The organism is Pseudarthrobacter arbutini, assembly GCF_054510915.1.
In genome coordinates this window covers 53,422-73,706 of record NZ_JBTNDQ010000002.1, presented here as the reverse complement: position 1 = coordinate 73,706, position 20,285 = coordinate 53,422, and the positions used below count along the sequence as shown (strand labels likewise).

Here is a 20,285-nt window from a genome sequence, read left to right as displayed (position 1 = left end):
TGTGAAATCCTGGACCTCCCGCCCTGTCCCTGCGCTGCCCGGCGCCATGCCTGCCATCCGGCTGTTCGACACCGCGCAGGGGAGTGAGGTTACGCTCCAGGCCGGGGGAGAGCAATCCATGTACGTCTGCGGGATCACTCCCTACGACGCAACCCACATGGGCCATGCGGCCAGCTACGTGGCCTTTGACCTGCTGAACAGGGCCTGGCGTGACGGCGGCCAGCAGGTTTCCTACGTCCAGAACGTCACCGACGTCGACGACCCCCTGCTCGAGCGCGCGACTGCCACCGGGGTGGACTGGCGGGACCTGGCCGCCAGCCAGATTGAACTCTTCCAGACCGACATGGAGGCCCTGAACGTCCTCTCGCCGGACCACTACGTGGGTGCCGTTGAATCAGTTGACATCATTGTTCCGGCCATCGAACGGCTGGTCCGCCTGGGCCTGGCCTACCGCGTCCCTGGTACGGCAGGGGAGCCCGACGGCGACGTCTACTACGACGTCGAAGCTGCCGGCAAGCAGTCGGTCGCCCCGGATGCCTGGACCCTGGGCTCCATCTCCCGCCTCGGTGAAGCCGAAATGCTGGAACTGTTCGCCGAACGCGGCGGCGACCCGGGCCGGGCCGGCAAGCGGCAGGCCCTGGACCCCCTGCTCTGGCGGGTTGCCCGTGACGGCGAGCCCAGCTGGCCGGGCGGCGAGTTGGGCCAGGGCCGGCCTGGCTGGCACATCGAATGCACGGTCATCGCCCAGCGGTACCTGCCGGCTCCCTTCACTGTCCAGGGCGGCGGCTCTGACCTCATCTTCCCGCACCACGAGATGGGCGCCGGTCACGCCTTTTCGCTCGCCGAAGTGCCGCTGGCCCACCACTATGCCCACGCCGGCATGGTGGGCCTGGACGGCGAAAAGATGAGCAAGTCCAAGGGCAACCTGGTCCTGGTGTCCAAACTTCGGGCCGAGGGAGAAGATCCGGCAGCCATCCGCCTGGCCATCCTGGCCCACCATTACCGTTCAGACTGGTCCTGGACCGCTGACGGCTTTGAGGCTTCGAAGGACCGGCTGGCGGCGTGGCGCAGCGCCCTCGCCACTGCCACGGAAGGATCGGCGTCCGGCCTGATCGCAGAAATGCGGTCCGCCCTTGCAGCTGACCTGAACGCACCGGCCGCCCTGGAAGCTGTTGACCGCTGGGCTGCCTCGGCGGACTCCGCCGCGGCAGCGGGCAGCCAGCACGATCAGGCCCTGGTCAGGGACGCCCTGGACGCCTTGCTTGGCGTCGTACTTTAGGGCTTGTCCCGGCCCCGACGCTTGAGATAGCGCTCAAACTCCCGCGCGATGGATTCACCGCTTGCCTCCGGAAGATCGGCCGTATCTTTTGCCTCTTCCAGCTGGCGGACGTACGCGGCGATCTCCGGATCCTCGGTAGCCAACTCATCGACGCCGCGCTCCCACGCAGCTGCCTCTTCCGCCAGTTCGTGCGTGTCCAGCGGGACCTGGATCAATTCCTCGACCCGGTGCAGGAGAGCCAGCTGCGCCTTGGGTGACGGGGCCTGGGCCACATAATGCGGGACGGCTGCCCAGAGGGAAACAGTAGGAAGGCCCGCCAGGAGGGACACTTCGGACAGTACTCCGACTATGCCGACGGGACCTTCATACTGGGATGCTTCAAGGTTGAGGCGTTCCCGCAACACAGCGTCGTCAGAGGAGGTGCTGACCGGAATCGGCCTGCTGTGCGGAACGTCTGCCAGAAGGGCCCCCACCAGGACCACGTAGTCCACCTTCAGCGCTTCAGCGTGGACCAGCAGTTCCGCCGTATAGGCCCGCCACTTGTAGGACGGCTCAATGCCCTGGACGAAAATGACGTCCACGTTCGAATCCGGCGCACTGGCCTTGTAAATCCGTGTGGAGGGCCACTTGATCTTGCGTTCCCCCGCGGCGTTCCTGCGGACCGTAGGACGCGTGAACTGGAAATCGTAGTATTCGTCGGCGTCAATGGACGCGACCTTCTTGCCGCCCCAAACCCTGTTCAGGTAGCGCAAGGAATCACTGGCGGCTTCGCCGGCATCGTTCCAGCCTTCAAATGCGGCCAGCATCACAGTAATGCGCTCCCCGTCCGCCACTGGCAGCAGGAACTGCTCCGGTTCAGGTGCGGCACCCGGTTCCGCGGTGTCTCCGTCGAAGCTATTCATCTCATCACCCTACGTCCAAGAACCGGCGCGACGCATTGAATGAAGAGCCAAAAAGTGCGCCGGGGCGCTTGCGGGCCCGAAGGCAATGCTGATATTCGCCGAGGGCGTATCCACCGGCTGGCGCTCAGGTGCGCCCCGTAGACTGGGACCATGCGATCCCTACCCTCCGTTTCCCCGCTCAGAGCCGTTCTTTGGGATATGGACGGCACCATTGTGGACACTGAACGCTACTGGATTGCCGCCGAGCACGCCCTCGTTGAAGCGCATGGCGGCACTTGGTCGCACGGGCAGGCCATGCAGCTCGTGGGTCAGTCGCTGACGTATTCGGCCGGAATCCTGCAGGCAGCCGGTGTCCGGCTGGAGCGCCGGGAGATCATCGACACCCTGACTTCTGAGGTCATCAGGAGCGTCCGGCACTCCGTTCCCTGGCGTCCAGGAGCGCGGGAACTGCTGGATGACCTGCACGTCGCCGGAGTACGATGCGCGCTGGTGACCATGTCGGAGGAGCCGTTGGCCCGCGAAATTGTCGCGAGCCTGCCCAAGCCCTACTTCGAATTCCTGGTCACGGGGGACACCGTCACCCAGGGCAAACCGCACCCGGAAGCATACTTGAAGGCAGTGGAGCTGCTTCAGGAAGCGGACCCGGACCTGACCGTGGATCACTGCGTCGCCCTGGAGGACTCCGCGCCGGGTGTGGCTGCTGCTGTGGCCTCGGGCGTCGCCACCGTCGCCATTCCGCACATTGTCCCGATCCCCGACGATCCCAGGCACACCATCTGGGAATCCTTGGCCGGCCGCACCGTTTCCGAGCTGGAGGCCATCGCCGCGGGCAGCCTGGCCGCCGCGGCGGCTGGATCTGCAGTGCTCGTGACGGGGACCCCGTCATGAGCTCCCAGCCCGCCCCCGCCCGCCGCGAAGGAATACCGCTCGGCCGGATCGCCGGAATCCCGGTCGTTCTGGCCTACTCGTGGTTTGTGATCGCCGCCTTTACCGTCATTGTCTACGGGCCCCTGCTGTTGGAGCAGAATCCGGCACTGGGCATCTCCGCCTACTACATGGCGTTCGCGTACGCCCTGCTGCTTCTGATCTCCGTCCTGGTCCACGAACTGGCGCACGCCCTCACTGCCAAGATCTACGGCTGGCCCACGCAGAAGATCGTGCTGAATCTCTGGGGCGGCCACACCCAGTTTGAGAATTTCACGGCGACGCCGGCGCGCTCGGTCATCGTGGCCTTGGCAGGGCCGGCAGCAAACCTGGTCCTCGCCGGCGGTGCCTGGGTGGTCCTTTCCACCACCAACATGGGCACCGTGGCCGAGATCCTCACGAACATCTTTATGTGGGCCAACTTCGTCATCGGCATCTTCAACGTCCTGCCCGGACTCCCGCTGGACGGCGGCAGGATCGTTGAGTCGGCCGTCTGGAAAGCAACCGGGAGCCAGGCCAAAGGCACCGTCGCCGCCGGCTGGGCCGGCCGCGTCATCGTGGTGGCCTTGGGCTTCTGGTTCATTGCGCGGCCGCTGCTGGCCGGTGAGACACCCGATTTCAGCCTCCTGATGATCACCGTCCTCGTCGGCGGCTTCCTCTGGATGGGTGCCAGCGCCGCAATCCAGCAGGGCACCCTGCGCGGAAGGATGCATCTGGTCAGCGCCGCTGCCCTGGCGGCTCCCGCCGTCGGAATTCCAGCCACCGCAGTGGTGGCGGACATCCGCAGGCTGTCACCGGACGGCTCACGCGCCGTTGTGGTCTGCGGGCCGGATGGACGCCCGCAGGGTGTTGTGGATCCCGGTGCCCTCGCCGCGGTTCCTGACTACGCCGCCGCCTCCACGCCTGCCACGGCAGTGTCCTATGCCCTCGCGACGGGAGCCTACGTACCTGAGTCGTCCCAGGGGCAGGAACTGATCCAGTACCTTTCCCAGCTGGACGGTCACGAATATGCCGTGGTGGACCATCACGGAACGGTCACCGGCCTTCTGGCGCAGAACGTGGTGGTGGCCGCCATCACCGGCAAGGCTGACCCGTCAAATAGGCATCCGCAGGGTCAAAGCCGGTAGAGTTACGTGCCGGCCGTGCATTGCCGCCGCGTGGCCGCCCGGAGGCCTGCGCCACACCCGGCGGACCTATTTCGATGCGTGGCCCCACAGTTTTACAGGAGCGAGGAAAATCCATGAGCAGCGAAACTGCCGCCGAAGCCGCAGCACCAACCACCGGTGTTGCCGCCAATGGCACCCAGCCGGTGGGAGCTGCCCGCCGCCGCGGGCCTTTCCGTGAAGGCGAACGGGTCCAGCTGACCGACGAGCGCGGCCGCATGAACACCATCTCTCTCGAAAGCGGCGGCGCCTTCCACACGCACCGCGGCTTCCTGAACCACGACGAGATCATCGGAAAAGCAGATGGCTCAGTCGTCGTGAACAACGTCGGCCAGCAGTACCAGACGCTGCGCCCCCTCCTCTCGGACTTTGTCCTCTCCATGCCGCGTGGCGCCGCAGTGGTCTACCCGAAGGACGCCGGCCAGATCGTCACCATGGCCGATATCTTCCCCGGCGCCAGGGTTGTTGAAGCCGGCGTTGGCTCCGGGGCGCTGTCCATCTCGCTGCTCCGGGCCGTTGGCGACAACGGCTACCTCCACTCCTTCGAGCGCCGTGAGGAATTTGCGGACATCGCCCGCGGGAATGTGGAAACCATCTTTGGCGGCCCGCACCCGGCGTGGAAGATCTCCCTCGGCGACTTCCAGGAGGAAGTAGTCCGCAGCGAGGCACCCGGATCCGTGGACCGTGTCGTGCTGGACATGCTGGCACCCTGGGAGTGCCTTGATGCCGTCGCCACTGTCCTCGCACCCGGCGGCGTCTGGATCAACTACGTTGCCACGGTCACCCAGCTCTCCCGGACCGCGGAGGCCATCAGGGCCGATGGCCGCTTCACCGAACCCGACGCCTGGGAGTCCATGGTCCGCGGGTGGCACCTCGAGGGCCTGGCTGTCCGTCCGGACCACCGGATGGTGGCCCACACCGGCTTCCTGCTGGTCACCCGCCGGCTTGCCGACGGCGTCACCGGTATCTCCGTCAAGCGCCGTCCCTCCAAGACTGGCTTCAACGAAGAAGACGTCAACGCCTGGACACCCGGTGCCGTCGGCGAACGCCTCGTCTCAGACAAGAAGCTGCGCCGGGCCGCGCGCGATGCCATTGCCGGCACCAACGTCAAGGACGAACCGGAGATCACGAACTAGTCCACATTTCGGGAGTCTCCAGCAGTACCTGCCAACTTGGGGCTAAGGTCTTAAGAAGAAGAGCAGGAAGGGGCTGATGCACCATGGAGACGCCGAATCAGGACTCCGGACGTACACCGGCGGAGCAGTCGGCCGCCAACGAACTGACGGCTGCGGAGCGGCAGGCCAATGTCCTCCGCGACAAGCTCAGGCACATTGACCGCCAGCTTGCGTCCGCCACGCAGAACAACGCGAAGCTGGTCAGCATGCTGGAAGCGGCCAAGGCCGAGATTCTGCGGCTGAAAAATGCCCTGGACCAGGAGGGCCAGCCCCCGTACAGCTTCGGCACCGTCCTGCAGCTCAATCCCAGGCGGCTGCCGTCAGCGGGCAACAGCGGCCAGGCTGCCACCGAGGAATCGGTGGACATTTTCAACGCCGGCCGGAAGATGCGGGTGGGCATCAGCCCCCTGGTCAACATCAGCCAGCTGGCGGTCGGCCAGGAGGTCCTCCTCAACGAGGCACTGCTGGTTGTTGCCGGCCTCGGCTATGAACGCGCCGGTGAACTCGCCACCCTCAAGGAAATGCTCGGAACGGACCGCGCACTGGTGGTGGGGCGGGCGGACGAGGAGCGTGTCATCAGGCTCTCCGGAGCCCTGCTCACCGAAAAGCTCAGGGTGGGGGACGCACTGTCCATCGACTCGCGCACCGGTTACGCCCTCGAAAAAGTGCCCCGCTCCGAAGTGGAGAACCTGGTCCTCGAAGAAGTCCCCGACATCACGTACGAGGACATCGGCGGCCTTGGTCCGCAGATCGAGCAGATCCGGGACGCAGTGGAACTGCCGTTCCTGCACCCGGACCTCTACCGCGAGCATGGGCTGAAAGCCCCGAAGGGCATTCTGTTGTACGGTCCGCCAGGGTGCGGCAAGACCCTGATTGCGAAGGCTGTTGCCAACTCCCTCGCCGCCCGCGCCGCGGAACGGTCCGGCAATGTGGACCTGAAGAGCTATTTCCTCAACATCAAGGGTCCGGAGCTTCTGGACAAGTACGTGGGCGAGACAGAGCGCCACATCCGCCTGATTTTCTCCCGAGCCCGCGAGAAGGCCTCTGACGGCAGCCCCGTGGTGGTTTTCTTTGACGAAATGGATTCGCTGTTCCGGACGCGTGGAACCGGGATCTCGTCCGACGTCGAGACCACCATCGTCCCGCAGCTGCTGAGTGAGATCGACGGCGTGGAGCGGCTGGACAACGTCATTGTTATCGGTGCATCCAACCGCGAGGACATGATCGACCCCGCGATCCTCCGCCCCGGCCGCCTGGACGTGAAAGTCAAAATCCAGCGCCCCGACGCAGAGGCCGCGGCCGATATCTTCAACAAATACATCACCACGGACCTGCCGTTCCACGAGTCCGACCTCGCCGAACACAACGGCGACGTCCAGGCGACAGTGGACGCCATGGTCCAGCGGACGGTTGAAGCCATGTACTCCACGGAGAAGTCCAACGAGTACCTGGAAGTCACCTACGCCAACGGCGATACGGAAATGCTCTACTTCAAGGACTTCAATTCAGGCGCCGTAGTCCAGAACGTTGTGGACCGGGCCAAGAAGTACGCCATCAAGGATCTCCTGACACTGCACCAAAAAGGTCTTCGGATCGAGCACCTGCTGCGTGCCGTAGTGGATGAATTCCGCGAGCACGAGGACATGCCCAACACCACCAACCCGGACGACTGGGCCCGGATCTCAGGTAAGAAGGGCGAACGGATCACCTACATCCGCACCATCGTGCAGGGTAAGGCAGGCCAGGAGCCCGGCAAGTCCATCGAAACGATGCCGAACACAGGACAGTACCTGTGACGGCAGCCCCGGAACGCGCCGGCGGGGGAGGGCTCCCGGCCGGCGGGGCCATGCGCGTCATGGGGGCGGAAACGGAATACGGCATCCACGCCCCGTCCGCGCCCGGCGCAAACGCCACCATGATGTCCGCCCGCGTTGTCCAGGCCTACGCCCAGGTGACGCGGCAACGGGCAGCCGGAGGGGCAGAGACCCGGTGGGATTACACGGACGAGGAGCCCCTCCACGACGCCCGTGGCTGGACCCTGGAAAGGGCCTCGGCCCACCCCAGCCAGCTGACAGACCAGCCGCCGGTACTCGACGCCGAAGCGGTGGCGCTTGCCTACGGCCGCGAGGAATTGGAACTGGACGGTGAGGACGAGTCCGGCAGTCTCCTGATGAACATGGTCCTGGGCAACGGAGCGCGCCTGTACGTTGATCATGCCCACCCGGAGTACTCAAGTGCCGAGGTGACCAACCCCCGCGATGCGGTGATCTGGGATGCAGCCGGGGACCTCGTCGCGCTGGCGGCAGTCCGCCGCCTGGCCGCGGATCCCGAGCTCCCTCCGGTCAACCTGTACAAAAACAATACGGACAACAAATCTGTCTCCTACGGCTCCCATGAGAACTACCTCATGCCACGCTCGGTACCCTTCGGGGACATCGTGCGGGGGCTGACGCCGTTCTTCGTCACGCGGCAGATCATCTGCGGCGCCGGGCGGGTGGGCCTGGGGCAGGACAGCTCCACGCCCGGGTACCAGATCAGCCAGCGCGCAGACTTCTTCGAGGCGGAGGTGGGCCTGGAAACCACCATACGGCGTCCCATCATCAACACCCGGGATGAGCCGCACGCCACCGCCGACAAATACCGGCGCCTGCATGTGATCATCGGGGACGCCAACCTGAGCCAATCCTCGAACTACCTCAAGTTCGGCACCACCGCCATGGTCCTGAGCCTGATCGAGGCCGGGCTGGCGCCCAGGGTGGAGGTCCACGAACCCGTCGCAGCCCTCCAGGCAGTCAGCCACGATACGTCGCTGACAGCCAAACTCAGGCTGCTGGACGGGCGCCGCGTGACGGCCCTGGACCTGCAATGGATCTACCACGAGGCGGCGGCCAAGCTGGCGCAAGACACCGGCGTTGCCGATGCCGTGGACGGGGACGGCCATACGCATCAGGTGCTGGAGCGCTGGGCTGCCACGCTGACCCAGCTCGATTCCGACAGGAACGCGGCGGCCACCTCGGTGGAGTGGTTGGCCAAGCTCTCCCTCCTCGAGGGTTACCGGAACCGCGACAACCTTGCCTGGGGTGACGCGAGGCTCGGCCTCGTGGACCTGCAGTGGGCAGACATCAGGCCGGAGAAGGGACTGTACTACCGGTTCCTGGCACGGAACCGCATGCAGCGGATCGTCGACGACGGAGCCATCGCCGCAGCGATGACCGAACCGCCGTCGGACACGCGTGCCTTCTTCCGCGGACGCTGCATCAGCAGCTTCGGCAAGGACGTCGTGGGGGCCAGCTGGGACTCGGTCATCTTCGATGTGCCGGGCTACGGCCGGCTTCAGCGCGTGCCGACCCGGGAGCCCCTGCGCGGTACCAAGGCCCTCACGGGAGGGCTCTTTGCCCGCCACCGGACGGCAGGTCCGTTCCTCGCCGAACTTTTGGGGCATAACACCGCTCCGCCTGCGGCGTAAACCGCGCCGTCGGGCGGACAGCGTGGCAATATTGGCGTATCAGCAGATCCGTCCGGATCCGAGGATTTTTTAGAGGAGAGATCACCATGGCAGGCCAGGAGCAGCAGAAGCCACAATCACACGACAGCCAGGTCGAGGACGAGATCCCGGAGGCGCCTCCGGCAGCCCCGGAAGCCCAGGCATCGGCCGCTACCCAGGGCGTCGACGACCTTCTGGATGAAATCGACGGCGTCCTGGAGTCCAACGCCGAGGAGTTCGTCCGCGCCTTCGTCCAAAAGGGCGGCCAGTAACCCGGTCCGGATGGGTGGCGGAAGCCGCGTCCGGCCGGAATCTGTACCGACGTTGAAGGACCACGTACAAGGAGTGCATCAGTGCAGGAAACAACCGCCAACCAGGTAGCCGGCAACGCGACATCCTCATTCACCGAGCATCTGCAGCGCGACCGGCCGGACCTGCTTCCGTACAACCGTGCCATGCCTGCTGCAGCGGCGGCGACTCCGCTGCAGGTACCCCATGCCACCACGATCGTGGCGATGAGTTATGGCGGCGGCGTCCTGATGGCCGGTGACCGGCGGGCCACCATGGGAAACGTCATTGCCAGCCGGCACATCGAAAAGGTGTTTCCGGCTGACAGGTATTCGGTGCTGGGAATCGCCGGCACGGCCGGCATTGCGATTGACCTGACGCGGCTGTTCCAGGTGGAGCTGGAGCACTACGAAAAGATCGAGGGCACGCTGCTGAGCCTCGACGGCAAAGCCAACCGGCTGGGGGCCATGATCCGCGGGAACCTGCCGATGGCCCTGCAGGGACTCGCCGTCGTGCCGCTATTCGCCGGCTTCGACACAACTGCCGGCGTGGGCCGGCTCTTCTCCTACGACGTCACCGGCGGCAGGTACGAGGAACGCGAGCATCATACGGTCGGCTCCGGTTCCGTTTTTGCCCGCGGCGCGCTGAAGAAGCTCTGGCGCCCCAACCTGGCCGAAGCCGAGGCGGTCTCCGTGGCGGTCGAGTCCCTTTACGACGCGGCCGACGACGACTCCGCCACGGGTGGTCCAGATCCCGTCCGCCAATTGTGGCCGGTGGTGTATACCGTGAACAGGGATGGCGCGCGGCGGATCCCCGAATCCGAGCTCGCCGCTGTGGCGGGCAGGATTATCGAAGCCAGGTCCGCCGAACGGCGGGAGGCCTAAGATGACGCAGCAGTTCTATGTCTCGCCTGAACAACTGATGAAGGACCGTGCGGACTTCGCACGGAAGGGCATCGCCCGCGGCAGGTCCGTAGTGGTCATCAGCTGCCAGGACGGTATTGCCCTGGTCGCTGAGAACCCCTCACCCTCACTGCATAAGATCGGCGAGATCTACGACAAAATCGCGTTTGCTGCCGTCGGCAAGTACAACGAATTCGAAAGCCTGCGCCAGGCCGGAGTGCGGTATGCGGATGTCCGTGGTTACTCCTACGACCGCGAGGACGTCACTGCACGCGGGCTCGCGAGTGTCTACGCGCAGAGCCTCGGTGCCGTCTTCACCGCGGAACAGAAACCCTTCGAAGTGGAACTGGCCGTCGCCGAGGTTGGCCCCACGCCGGAACTGGACCACCTCTACCGGCTCACCTTCGACGGGTCCATCGCCGACGAGCACGGTTTCATCGTGATGGGCGGCCAGGCGGAGCGTGTCTCGGCGGTCATCGCCGAGGGCTGGCGACCGTCGCTGCGTTTCGCAGGCGCTGTCCGCCTGGCTACCCGCGGCCTGACCAGCGGCCCAGACCCGACCGCTGAACAGGGCGAAGCGGGAGGAACCCTTCCCGCCAAGGCCGTGGAGGTTGCCGTGCTGGACCGGCAGTCGGAGACCTCCCGGGGTTTCCGCAGAGCCTTCCGGCGGCTCAACGATTCTGATATCACGGCGCTGCTTGCTGAGGAGGACTGAGATGGACAAGAGAATCTTCGGTATCGAGACCGAGTTCGGAATCTCGTATTCGAGCCCCGATTCGAGGCCGTTGGCCCCGGAAGAAGTGGCCCGGTACCTGTTCCGCAAGGTGGTCAGCTGGGGACGGTCATCCAACGTGTTCCTGACAAACGGCTCCCGGTTGTACCTCGACGTCGGCTCACACCCTGAGTACGCCACGGCCGAATGTGATGACCTGGCCCAGCTCATTGCGCACGACCGCGCGGGTGAGCTGATTCTCGACGACCTCGTTGACGAGGCACAGGCAAGGCTGGCCGCGGAAGGATTCAACGGCACGGTCTACCTGTTCAAGAACAACACCGATTCGGCCGGCAACTCCTACGGCAGCCATGAAAATTACCTCATCCCGCGCCGCGGCGAATTTTCCCGGCTCGCGGAGATCCTGATTCCCTTCCTGGTGACCCGCCAGCTGATCGCCGGCGCAGGGAAAATCCTGAAGACTCCGCACGGGGCCACGTACGCGTTTTCTCAGCGGGCAGACCACATCTGGGAGGGCGTCTCCTCGGCAACCACCCGGTCACGGCCCATCATCAACACCCGCGATGAACCGCACGCCGACGCCGAATTCTTCCGCCGGCTCCATGTCATTGTGGGCGACTCCAACATGTCCGAAACCACAGCCCTGCTCAAGGTCGGCACCGTGGACCTCATCCTGCGCATGATTGAGGCGGGAGTGATCATGCGCGACATGAGGATGGAAAACCCCATCCGCAGCATCCGCGAGATTTCCCACGACCTCAGTGGAAGGGCGCTGGTCCGTCTGGCCAACGGCCGCCAGCTCACGGCTCTGGAGATCCAGCAGGAGTACCTCACCAAGGTCACGGCCTTTGTTCAGGAGCAAGGGGCCCACAATCCCCACGTACCGTTCATCCTTGATCTTTGGCAACGGACCCTGAACGCCATCGAGAGCGGTGACACCAGCACCATCGACACGGAAATCGACTGGGCCATCAAGAAAAAACTGATGGACAACTACCGGCAGCGGCACGGCCTGGGCCTGGACGCGCCCAGGATTGCCCAGCTGGATCTTACCTACCATGACATTTCGCGGAGCCGCGGGCTGTACTACATCCTTCAGTCCCGGGGTGCGGTTCGGCGGGTTGTGGACGATACCGTGATCAAAGACGCCGTGGATGTGCCGCCGCAATCCACGCGGGCCAAGCTGAGGGGCGATTTCGTCCGGCGCGCCCAGGAACTGGGCAGGGATTACACGGTTGATTGGGTGCACCTGAAGCTGAACGACCGCGCGCACCAGACCATCCTGTGCAAGGATCCCTTCCGAAGCGTCGATGAGAGGGTGGATGCCCTGCTGGGCTCTATGGGCTGACGTTCAGGTTCACGGGCTATCCTTGATGGGGCCGTTCCTTGGCCTTGCAGCGGTGCCGGGCGCCTGATTCCGGTTCCGCGTCCACCCTGCCCCGACGAAAGTTCTCTTACGTGCGCCGACTCCTAGCAATCCTGATCCCCGGCCTGCTGCTGCTTACCGCTTGTGGCGGTTCGCCCGCAGCACCGGAACCCACCAGCCAGTCTGCCGGTGACACTGCCAAGTTCGACTCCCTGAAACTGACGGACAACGGGGACAAGAAGGCTCCCGGTGTCGAGTTCTCCAAGCCCCTCGAAGTCACCGAACCCACCATCAAGGTGGTCGCCGAAGGTGGCGGTGACCGGGTCAAAGAGAACCAGATCGCAAACATCTCCATCCTCGCACTCAGCGGTGCGGACGGATCCACGCTGGAGGACACTTTCCCCGGCGAGCCCGAACCCCTGCAGCTGAACGAGGAACTGAAGACCGGAAGCCCGGTTATCTACAGCGCGTTTGTTGGCTCCAAGGTCGGCTCGAGCCTTGCCCTGGCCATCCCGGGCCAGGCCGCAACCGCTGAAGGCGCCCCCGCCCAGCCAACGCAGCTTCTCCTGATCAAGGTGCTCTCCACCAAGGACGCACCGCAGACCGTCGCTCCGCTCGCAAAGCCCGAAGGCGAGACTGTCACCCCGCCGGCCGGCCTGCCGACCGTGAAGGAGAACGACCAGGGCGTGCCGGAGATCTCCGTTGACGGAATCGCAGCGCCCACAGCACTTGTGTCGCAGGACCTGATCAAGGGCACCGGCGCGGAGGTTAAGGAAACCGACACGTTGACCGTCAACTATGTTGGCGTGAACCTCGTGGGCGGCACTAAATTTGATTCAAGCTTTGACCGCGGCGAGCCGGCCAGCTTCCCGTTGACCGGCGTCATTCCGGGCTGGACCCAGGGACTGGCGGGAAAGACGGTGGGCTCCAGGGTCCTCCTGGTGGTCCCCAAGGACCTCGCGTACGGTGATGCCGGCCAGGGCGAAGCCAAGGGTGACCTTGTCTTCGTTGTGGACATCCTCGGCGTCAAGTAAACAGCAACACATCACCCACCCAAATAATCAAAGGAGCAACCATGTCATTTGGTCAGCGCGATTTCGACCGCCAGAAGCCGGAAATTGACTTCCCGCAAGGCGATGTCCCCACCGAACTGGTTATCACCGACCTCATCGAGGGTGAAGGTGCCGAGGCCAAAAAGGGCGACACTGTCTCCACCCACTACGTCGGTGTGGCCTGGTCCACCGGCGAAGAGTTCGACGCTTCCTGGGGCCGCGGCGCCCCGCTGGACTTCCGTGTGGGCGTGGGCCAGGTCATCCAGGGCTGGGACCAGGGCTTGCTGGGCATGAAGGTGGGCGGCCGCCGCCGCCTGGAGATTCCTTCCGAACTGGCGTACGGCTCCCGCGGGGCCGGCGGAGCCATCGGCCCCAACGAAGCGCTGATCTTCGTGGTGGACCTCGTGGGCGTCCGCTGACCGAAGCATCGTAACGCCGGAAGGCGCGGTAACAATCAGGGTTTTGTTTTCCTGTTGGTTGCCGCGCTTTCTGCTTTCCGCGGAGGAGTTTAGTAACGTAGCCAGCGTGTCCGTCTCCCGTACTGAACGCCTGCTGAACCTCCTGATAGCCCTGCTGAACACCAAATACGGCCTGCGCCGGGCAGAGTTGCGGGCGAAGGTCTACCATGACACGTCCGGCAACGACGTGGCCTTCGGCAGGATGTTTGAGCGGGACAAGAATGACCTCCGGCAGTTCGGCTTCGATGTGGAAACCGTCACGGACCTCGGCTGGAGCGAAGATGATCCGGCCACCACCCGCTACCGCATCGGCAAGGAATCGAACCGCCTGCCTGATGTCCAGCTCAGCCCGGGGGAGTGGACCGTCCTCCTCCTGGCGTCCCAGTTGTGGGAGCGTGCCGCCCTGGGAACCGCCGCTGCCAGCGCCCTCCGCAAGCTCCAGGCCTCCGGTACCGTGTCCGACGTCGAACTTCCGGTTGGTGTTCAGCCGCGGATCCGGCCGGCGGGCCAGGCCTTTGATGATGTGGTGGCCGCCATGCACGCCCAGCACCCCGTCAGCTTTGCCTACCTGGCAGGCACCACCGGCAAGGAAGAGCAACGGACGGTGGAGCCGTGGGGCCTCGGCAGCCGCTTCGGCCAGTGGTATCTGACCGGCTACGACCGCTCGCGCAAGGCACCGCGCCACTTCCGGCTCTCCCGGTTCACGGGCCCCGTCACGGTGCTGGAGAAGGAAACCTACCCGGCGCCACCGAACTTCAATGTCCGCGCAGAACTGGACCGGCTTCCGGAGCTCCCGCTCCGGACCGCCGTCGTGGACGTCCGGGAGGGCCGACTCCTTGGCTTGCGCCGGCGCGCCACGCCGGTTGCCGCCGGGAGTGCGGGGACGCCCGACGCCGGCTACGAACGGCTGCAGGTCAACTTCAGGGACGCTGAGGTGCTGGCCGAAGAGCTCGCATCCTATGGCCCGGACGCTGTGGCACATGCTCCCGACGAGCTGGTGGCAGCCGTGCGTCACCGGCTACGCAACGCGGCCGCCTTCTGCGCTGCTCCCAGCCCTGCCTTTCTGTTTGCGGACGCACCGCGGGGCCGCGCCGTCCGCAAACGCACTTCTGAGGACCAGCTCAAGCGCATGCTGCAGCTGGTGCCGTTCCTGGTCCACAACCAGGGCCTGCATATCCAGGACGTCGCAGCCCGCTTCGGTGTCACGCCCGCGGAGCTGGAAAGCGACCTGCGGATCCTCATCTGCTCCGGACTTCCCGAGGGATACCCAGACGACCTCCTGGACATCCATTGGGAGGAAGGCCACGTTTATATCACCCAGGACCTGGATCTCACGAGGCCGGTCCGGTTCACTGTGGACGAGGCCTGCGCGCTGCTGACCGGGCTCGAGACGCTCAATGGGCTTCCCGAACTTGCCGAAGGAGGTGCCCTGGAGTCGGTGACCCTCAAGCTGATGGCAGCGGCCGGCGAAGAAGGGCTGCGGGCCGGTTCGCTTGCCGGTCCGGAGGTGGGACCCTCGGATTCGGCCGTCCTTGACGTTGTCCGTGGTGCAATCCAGGAGCGGTTGCAGCTGCGGCTCGTGTACTTCTCCGCCCAGCGCGACCAAGTCTCCGAACGGGACGTGGATCCGCTCCGCCTGTATTCCCTGGACAACACCTGGTACTTCGAGGCCTACTGCCATTCGGCCCAGGGGCTGCGGAACTTCAGGCTGGACCGGGTGCAGGAGGTCCACCCGAACGGAAATCCCGCCTCCACGCACGTCCGGGCCGGGGAAAGCTTTCCGGCCAAGCTGTTCACGCCCAACGACGACGACACCACGGTCCTCGTACAGCTCACCAGGCAGGGCGCCGGCTTGGCGGACGATTATTACGCCGAACGTGTGGCACCCCTTCCCGACGGCGGCCTTGTGGCCGAGATCCGGTTCGGCAGCACTGCCTGGCTACCCATGTTCGTGGCCCAGCACGGCGGGGCCGCCAGGATCCTCGAACCTTCCGAGCTTGGAGCGGCGGCGCTGGACTGGATCGAGGCGGCCCTGGCCCGGTACGGCGGCTAGACTCGTCAGCATGCCTTGGTGGTCCTGGATCCTGATCTGGATTGCGCTTATTGCGCTCTCCCTGCTCTTCTATGTCCTCCTGGGCATCCGGCTGTACCGCCAGTTCATGGCGGTAATGAAGGACCTGGGCGCCGCCGGAGCCAAAGTGGCGCACTTGGCGCCGGCAGCGGCCACCGTCGATGACGGCCCGCAGCAGCCAGGCTCGGCTCGGCCCGGCGCGGCTGTTTTTGCCTCACCGGCCCAGATGCGTCATGATTACGACGCATCCAAGTCATCCCGCCGGGAGGGCCGCCGCCAGAGGCGCGTCCAGCGTAAGCACGACCGGGGCCAGCCCCAGTCGCTTCGCGATCTCAATCTCAGTTAGACGTAGGATGTTGTTAGAGGAAAGGATTTCCCGTGGGAAGACTCTTTGATGGCCCGTGGCCAATTGTCATTATCATCGTCGTTGCGCTGCTGCTTTTCGCCGCGCCCAAACTCCCTGCCATGGCCCGCAGCCTTGGCCAGTCCATGCGGATCATCAAGTCCGAGGTCAAGGAGATGAAGAACGACGGCAAAACCGACTCCACCGACACAGCTTCCGGCCCGGTGGAAGGCAAGGTCGTTAACCACCCCCCGGCGAAGCCCGGTGAGCCGACCGACGGCACTGACGTTCCGCCGTCGACCCGCGCCTAACCCGAAGTGGCACTGACGCGGGGCCGTAAGTCCAACCCTGAGGGGCGGATGGCTCTTTGGGACCACCTCAAGGAGCTCAAGAACCGGCTGATTAAATCGGCGATTGCTGTGCTGCTTGCCGGCGTGGGCGGCTGGTTCCTTTACGACCCAGTCGTGGCCAGCCTGTCGGACCCGCTGATTTCCATTGCCCGGGATACGGGGCGCACCGCGGTCCTGAACTTCGCGACCATCGCAGATCCTTTTGCCTTCAAGATCCAGATTGCCATCCAGATAGGGCTGGTTATCTCCAGCCCTGTCTGGATCTATCAGGTGTGGGCTTTTATCACCCCGGGTCTGACCAAGAAGGAACGCGGCTACACGCTCGGCTTTATGGCGGCCGCTGTGCCCCTGTTCCTGGCGGGTGTGTTTGTGGCCTGGCTGGTGTTCCCCACCGTGGTCAGGGCGCTGCTACAGTTCACACCCGCCACCGGCGCCAACAACATTTCGGCCACCGACTACCTGACGTTTGCCACGCAGATGTTGCTTATCCTCGGGATCTCTTTCCTGGTCCCGGTGATCCTGGTCGGCATCAACATGGCCGGTGTGGTCAGGGGCCGGACCATCCTCAAAGCCTGGCGGATTATCGTCTTCCTGGTCTTTGTCCTGGCTGCACTGGCAGCACCAGGCACGGACGCGCTGTCCATGTTCCTGCTGGCTGCGCCGCTGCTAATTCTGTTCTTCGCGGCGATCGGGCTGTGTATCTTCAACGACAAGCGCCGCGACAAGCGCGTGGCGAAACAAGCTGCTGAGACGGACGCGACAGCCGACATCGCGACGCCCGGCAGCGAACTGAAGAACCTGTAGCGCGCGGCGCACTAGGCTTGAGGCATGTCCTCTATTTCCGGGCCACTCTCGCCCTCTGACAGCTACCGGGCCAGCGCGGAACGCACGGCCGAAGCGGGCACCTACCTCGGCGGGTTTGTCCGCACCCTTGATTTTGAACTTGACGAATTCCAGCGCCTCGCCTGCCGGTCCCTCCAGGAGGGCAAGGGAGTGCTGGTGGCTGCCCCCACTGGTGCCGGTAAAACCATCGTGGGCGAATTTGCCATCTATCTCGCTTTGGAACGAAACCTCAAGGCCTTCTACACCACCCCGATCAAGGCTCTGAGCAACCAAAAATTCACGGAACTCTCCGAAAAGTACGGGGCGGAAAACGTCGGTCTACTGACCGGCGACACCAGCATCAATGGCGACGCCCCCGTGGTGGTCATGACCACGGAAGTCCTCCGGAACATGCTCTACGCGGACTCGGACACCCTGGATGACCTCGGCTTTGTGGTCATGGACGAAGTCCACTACCTCGCGGACCGCTTCCGTGGTGCCGTCTGGGAGGAAGTCATCATCCACCTCCCCAGCGAAGTCCAGGTAGCTTCCCTCAGCGCCACAGTTTCCAACGCAGAAGAATTCGGTGCCTGGCTGGATACCGTGCGCGGCGACACCGACATCATTGTCTCCGAGCACCGCCCGGTTCCCCTGTGGCAGCACGTTATGGTGGGCCGGGACATCGTGGACCTGTTCGCCGGAGAAACCACCTTCGACGAAATCGCCCCGCCCGCGGATGCGGAGACCGGAGCTCCACTACCGGTCCAGGAGCGGCTCACCGCGGCCACCAAAGACGCGGACGGGCCGGGGTTCGAGGTCAATCCGGACCTGCTCAAGATGGCCCGCAGCGAAGGCCAGCAAAGTTTCGCCGGACGCTTTGGCCACGGCGGACGAAGCCAGCGCCGGCAGCACCGGCAACGGACCGAGGACCGCCCCCGGCAGGGAGCCCAGCCCGGCGCCGTCCGGAAGGCCAGCCGGCCCCAAGTAATTGCCAGCCTGGACCGGCAGGACCTGCTGCCCGCCATCACGTTTATCTTCTCGCGGGCAGGCTGCGATGCCGCCGTTGCCCAATGTGTCTCGTCCGGACTCTGGCTGACCACGGAGAAGGAGCAGCAGATCATTGCGCAGCGCGTTGATGAGGCCGGGCAGGACATCCCGTCAGAGGACCTGGACGTCCTCGGCTTCTGGACGTGGCGCGATGGCCTGCTGCGTGGTTTCGCGTCCCACCATGCCGGCATGCTTCCCACGTTCAAGGAAGTAGTGGAGAAGCTATTCGTCGAGGGCCTGGTCAAGGCTGTGTTCGCCACCGAAACGCTGGCCCTGGGCGTCAACATGCCAGCCCGATCCGTGGTCCTGGAAAAGCTCGACAAGTTCAATGGCGAAGCCCATGTGGACATCACCGCGGGGGAGTACACGCAGCTGACCGGCCGCGCGGGCCGCCGCGGCATCGACATCGAAGGACATGCCGTTGTCCTGTGGCAGCCGGGCACGGACCCTGCTGCTGTTGCCGGCCTCGCCTCGCGGCGTACGTATCCGCTGAACTCAAGCTTCCGGCCGACCTACAACATGAGCATCAACCTGTTGGCGCAGTTTGGCCGCGCCCGTGCGCGGGAAATCCTTGAATCCTCCTTCGCGCAGTTCCAGGCTGACCGGTCCGTTGTCGGACTTGCCAAGCAGGTGCGCAGCCGCGAAGAGTCCCTCGTGGGATACGCAAAATCCATGACCTGCCACCTCGGAGACTTCACCGAGTATGCCCGGTTGCGCCGTGAACTGTCCGACGCCGAGAATGTCACCTCCCGCAGCAAGTCCCGGGCTCATAAGTCGCTGAATGAAGACTCCCTGGCGCGGCTGATGCCCGGCGACGTGGTGGACGTCCCGGGCGGGCGGGCGCCCGGACCGGCGATTGTGCTCAGCTCGGACCACAGCGGCAGGGAGCCGCGACCTGCCATCCTGACGCTCGACAACCAGCTCAGGCGAATCAGCACCGAGGACCTTGAGGGCCCCATCGCGCCCCTGACACGGATCCGGATTCCGAAGTCGTTCAACGCAAAGGTCCCGAAATCCCGGCGTGACCTCGCATCGTCGGCCAGGAATGCGCTGCGCGAGAACCGCCCGCCTGCCCCCGGCCGCAGCACCGATTTTGGCATGGGGTCCGGTTTGCCCCATCAGGAGAAACGCATCACGGAGCTTCGCCGGGCGCTCCGGGCCCACCCCTGCCACGGCTGCAGCGAGCGTGAAGACCACGCCCGTTGGTCTGAGCGTTGGTGGAAGCTGCGCCGGGAGACGGATGCCCTCGTCCGGCAGATCCAGGGCCGGACCAACACCATTGCCAAGACCTTCGATCGCGTCTGCGACGTCCTTTCCGCCTACGGCTACCTGGAAGCAGGAGCTGACGGGCGCCTGGCCATCAGCCCGGACGGCCAGCGGCTCCGCCGGATCTACGGCGAGAAGGACCTGCTGATTTCGCAAGCACTGCGGCTGGGCGCACTCAACGACCTGGACGCCGTCGAAGTAGCGGCCCTGGCCAGCGTCCTGGTCTACCAGGCCAAACGCGAGGACAGGGGCCTCCGCCCCCGGATGCCGAGCGTCTCGCTTGAATCGTCCGTGGATGTGGTGATCCGGGAATGGTCGGCCCTGGAGGACGTGGAAGAAGCGAACAAACTTCCGCTGACTGCCGAACCCGAACTCGGTCTTGTCTGGCCGATGTACAAATGGGCCAAGGGACGGCACCTCCAGGAAGTGCTCAACGGCACGGACCTGGCGGCAGGCGACTTCGTCCGCTGGGTCAAACAGGTCATCGACCTCCTGGACCAGCTCGCCAAGATTCCCGGCCTGGATCCGCGCGTCTCCAGGCTTTGCGCAGAAGCAATATCACTCATCCGCCGCGGCGTCGTGGCCTACTCTTCCGTACTTTGATGTCCCGGCTCCGATGCACCGACAGCCTGCCTTCTTCCCCCTAGCCCCAGGAGCTTC

At 64.9% G+C, this 20,285-nt stretch carries 18 protein-coding genes; 17 read left to right on the top strand and 1 reads right to left on the bottom strand.

Translation table 11 applies throughout. The annotated features are described in order from the left end of the window. The first annotated feature begins 1 nt into the window (after position 1). Entirely contained in the window at positions 2 to 1,279 is a 1,278-nt protein-coding gene (gene mshC, locus ACX80V_RS02405; RefSeq protein ID WP_485841802.1) for a cysteine--1-D-myo-inosityl 2-amino-2-deoxy-alpha-D-glucopyranoside ligase, read from the top strand. Here the strand turns inward: mshC and ACX80V_RS02400 are convergent. After that, positions 1,276 to 2,181, bottom strand: coding sequence for a PAC2 family protein (locus ACX80V_RS02400; RefSeq protein ID WP_485837048.1), 906 nt, complete (start codon positions 2,179 to 2,181; stop codon positions 1,276 to 1,278). The genes mshC and ACX80V_RS02400 overlap by 4 nt on opposite strands. Positions 2,182 to 2,331: 150 nt before the next feature. On the opposite strand from ACX80V_RS02400, the gene ACX80V_RS02395 reads away from it, so the two are divergent. From ACX80V_RS02395 to ACX80V_RS02320, 16 genes are all read left to right on the top strand, one after another. Continuing rightward, positions 2,332 to 3,069, top strand: a complete 738-nt coding sequence (locus tag ACX80V_RS02395) for an HAD family hydrolase (protein WP_058932472.1) — start codon at positions 2,332 to 2,334, stop codon at positions 3,067 to 3,069. Beyond that, positions 3,066 to 4,232: a site-2 protease family protein gene (locus ACX80V_RS02390; RefSeq protein WP_485841801.1), complete on the top strand. Its 1,167-nt coding sequence runs from the start codon at positions 3,066 to 3,068 to the stop codon at positions 4,230 to 4,232. The genes ACX80V_RS02395 and ACX80V_RS02390 overlap by 4 nt, the downstream gene beginning before the upstream one ends. A gap of 113 nt (positions 4,233 to 4,345) precedes the next feature. Further along, complete coding sequence (locus tag ACX80V_RS02385; protein WP_056339975.1) at positions 4,346 to 5,404, top strand: tRNA (adenine-N1)-methyltransferase; 1,059 nt, start codon at positions 4,346 to 4,348, stop codon at positions 5,402 to 5,404. An 83-nt stretch (positions 5,405 to 5,487) separates the two neighbouring features. After that, on the top strand, positions 5,488 to 7,239 hold the full coding sequence (arc, locus tag ACX80V_RS02380; RefSeq protein WP_485841800.1) for a proteasome ATPase: 1,752 nt from the start codon (positions 5,488 to 5,490) through the stop codon (positions 7,237 to 7,239). Further along, positions 7,236 to 8,909, top strand: coding sequence for a depupylase/deamidase Dop (dop, locus tag ACX80V_RS02375; protein WP_058932470.1), 1,674 nt, complete (start codon positions 7,236 to 7,238; stop codon positions 8,907 to 8,909). Before arc ends, dop begins: the two co-directional genes overlap by 4 nt. Positions 8,910 to 8,995: 86 nt before the next feature. Then, entirely contained in the window at positions 8,996 to 9,199 is a 204-nt protein-coding gene (locus ACX80V_RS02370; RefSeq protein ID WP_056339984.1) for a ubiquitin-like protein Pup, read from the top strand. Between the two features lie 81 nt (positions 9,200 to 9,280). Further along, positions 9,281 to 10,099, top strand: coding sequence for a proteasome subunit beta (gene prcB / locus ACX80V_RS02365; protein WP_254748310.1), 819 nt, complete (start codon positions 9,281 to 9,283; stop codon positions 10,097 to 10,099). A gap of 1 nt (position 10,100) precedes the next feature. Continuing rightward, positions 10,101 to 10,832, top strand: a complete 732-nt coding sequence (gene prcA / locus ACX80V_RS02360) for a proteasome subunit alpha (protein ID WP_485841799.1) — start codon at positions 10,101 to 10,103, stop codon at positions 10,830 to 10,832. Position 10,833: 1 nt separating this feature from the next. Further along, a complete protein-coding gene (pafA, locus tag ACX80V_RS02355; protein ID WP_056339994.1) occupies positions 10,834 to 12,198 on the top strand; it encodes a Pup--protein ligase in 1,365 nt (454 codons plus the stop codon). A 110-nt stretch (positions 12,199 to 12,308) separates the two neighbouring features. Next, the gene (locus ACX80V_RS02350) at positions 12,309 to 13,250 is read left to right on the top strand and encodes an FKBP-type peptidyl-prolyl cis-trans isomerase (RefSeq protein ID WP_485841798.1); all 942 of its coding nucleotides are present in this window, start codon (positions 12,309 to 12,311) and stop codon (positions 13,248 to 13,250) included. 41 nt (positions 13,251 to 13,291) lie between these two features. Further along, the gene (locus ACX80V_RS02345) at positions 13,292 to 13,687 is read left to right on the top strand and encodes an FKBP-type peptidyl-prolyl cis-trans isomerase (RefSeq protein WP_485841797.1); all 396 of its coding nucleotides are present in this window, start codon (positions 13,292 to 13,294) and stop codon (positions 13,685 to 13,687) included. Positions 13,688 to 13,793: 106 nt separating this feature from the next. After that, positions 13,794 to 15,779 (top strand): helix-turn-helix transcriptional regulator, encoded by a 1,986-nt coding sequence (locus ACX80V_RS02340; protein WP_485841796.1) that lies wholly within the window; start codon positions 13,794 to 13,796, stop codon positions 15,777 to 15,779. Positions 15,780 to 15,789: 10 nt separating this feature from the next. Next, positions 15,790 to 16,143, top strand: coding sequence for a hypothetical protein (locus ACX80V_RS02335; protein ID WP_485841795.1), 354 nt, complete (start codon positions 15,790 to 15,792; stop codon positions 16,141 to 16,143). A 32-nt stretch (positions 16,144 to 16,175) separates the two neighbouring features. Next, entirely contained in the window at positions 16,176 to 16,451 is a 276-nt protein-coding gene (gene tatA, locus ACX80V_RS02330) for a Sec-independent protein translocase subunit TatA (protein WP_248760564.1), read from the top strand. Positions 16,452 to 16,499: 48 nt separating this feature from the next. Continuing rightward, positions 16,500 to 17,294, top strand: coding sequence for a twin-arginine translocase subunit TatC (tatC, locus tag ACX80V_RS02325; protein ID WP_485842045.1), 795 nt, complete (start codon positions 16,500 to 16,502; stop codon positions 17,292 to 17,294). A gap of 24 nt (positions 17,295 to 17,318) precedes the next feature. Further along, complete coding sequence (locus ACX80V_RS02320; RefSeq protein ID WP_485841794.1) at positions 17,319 to 20,228, top strand: DEAD/DEAH box helicase; 2,910 nt, start codon at positions 17,319 to 17,321, stop codon at positions 20,226 to 20,228. Positions 20,229 to 20,285 lie beyond the last annotated feature (57 nt).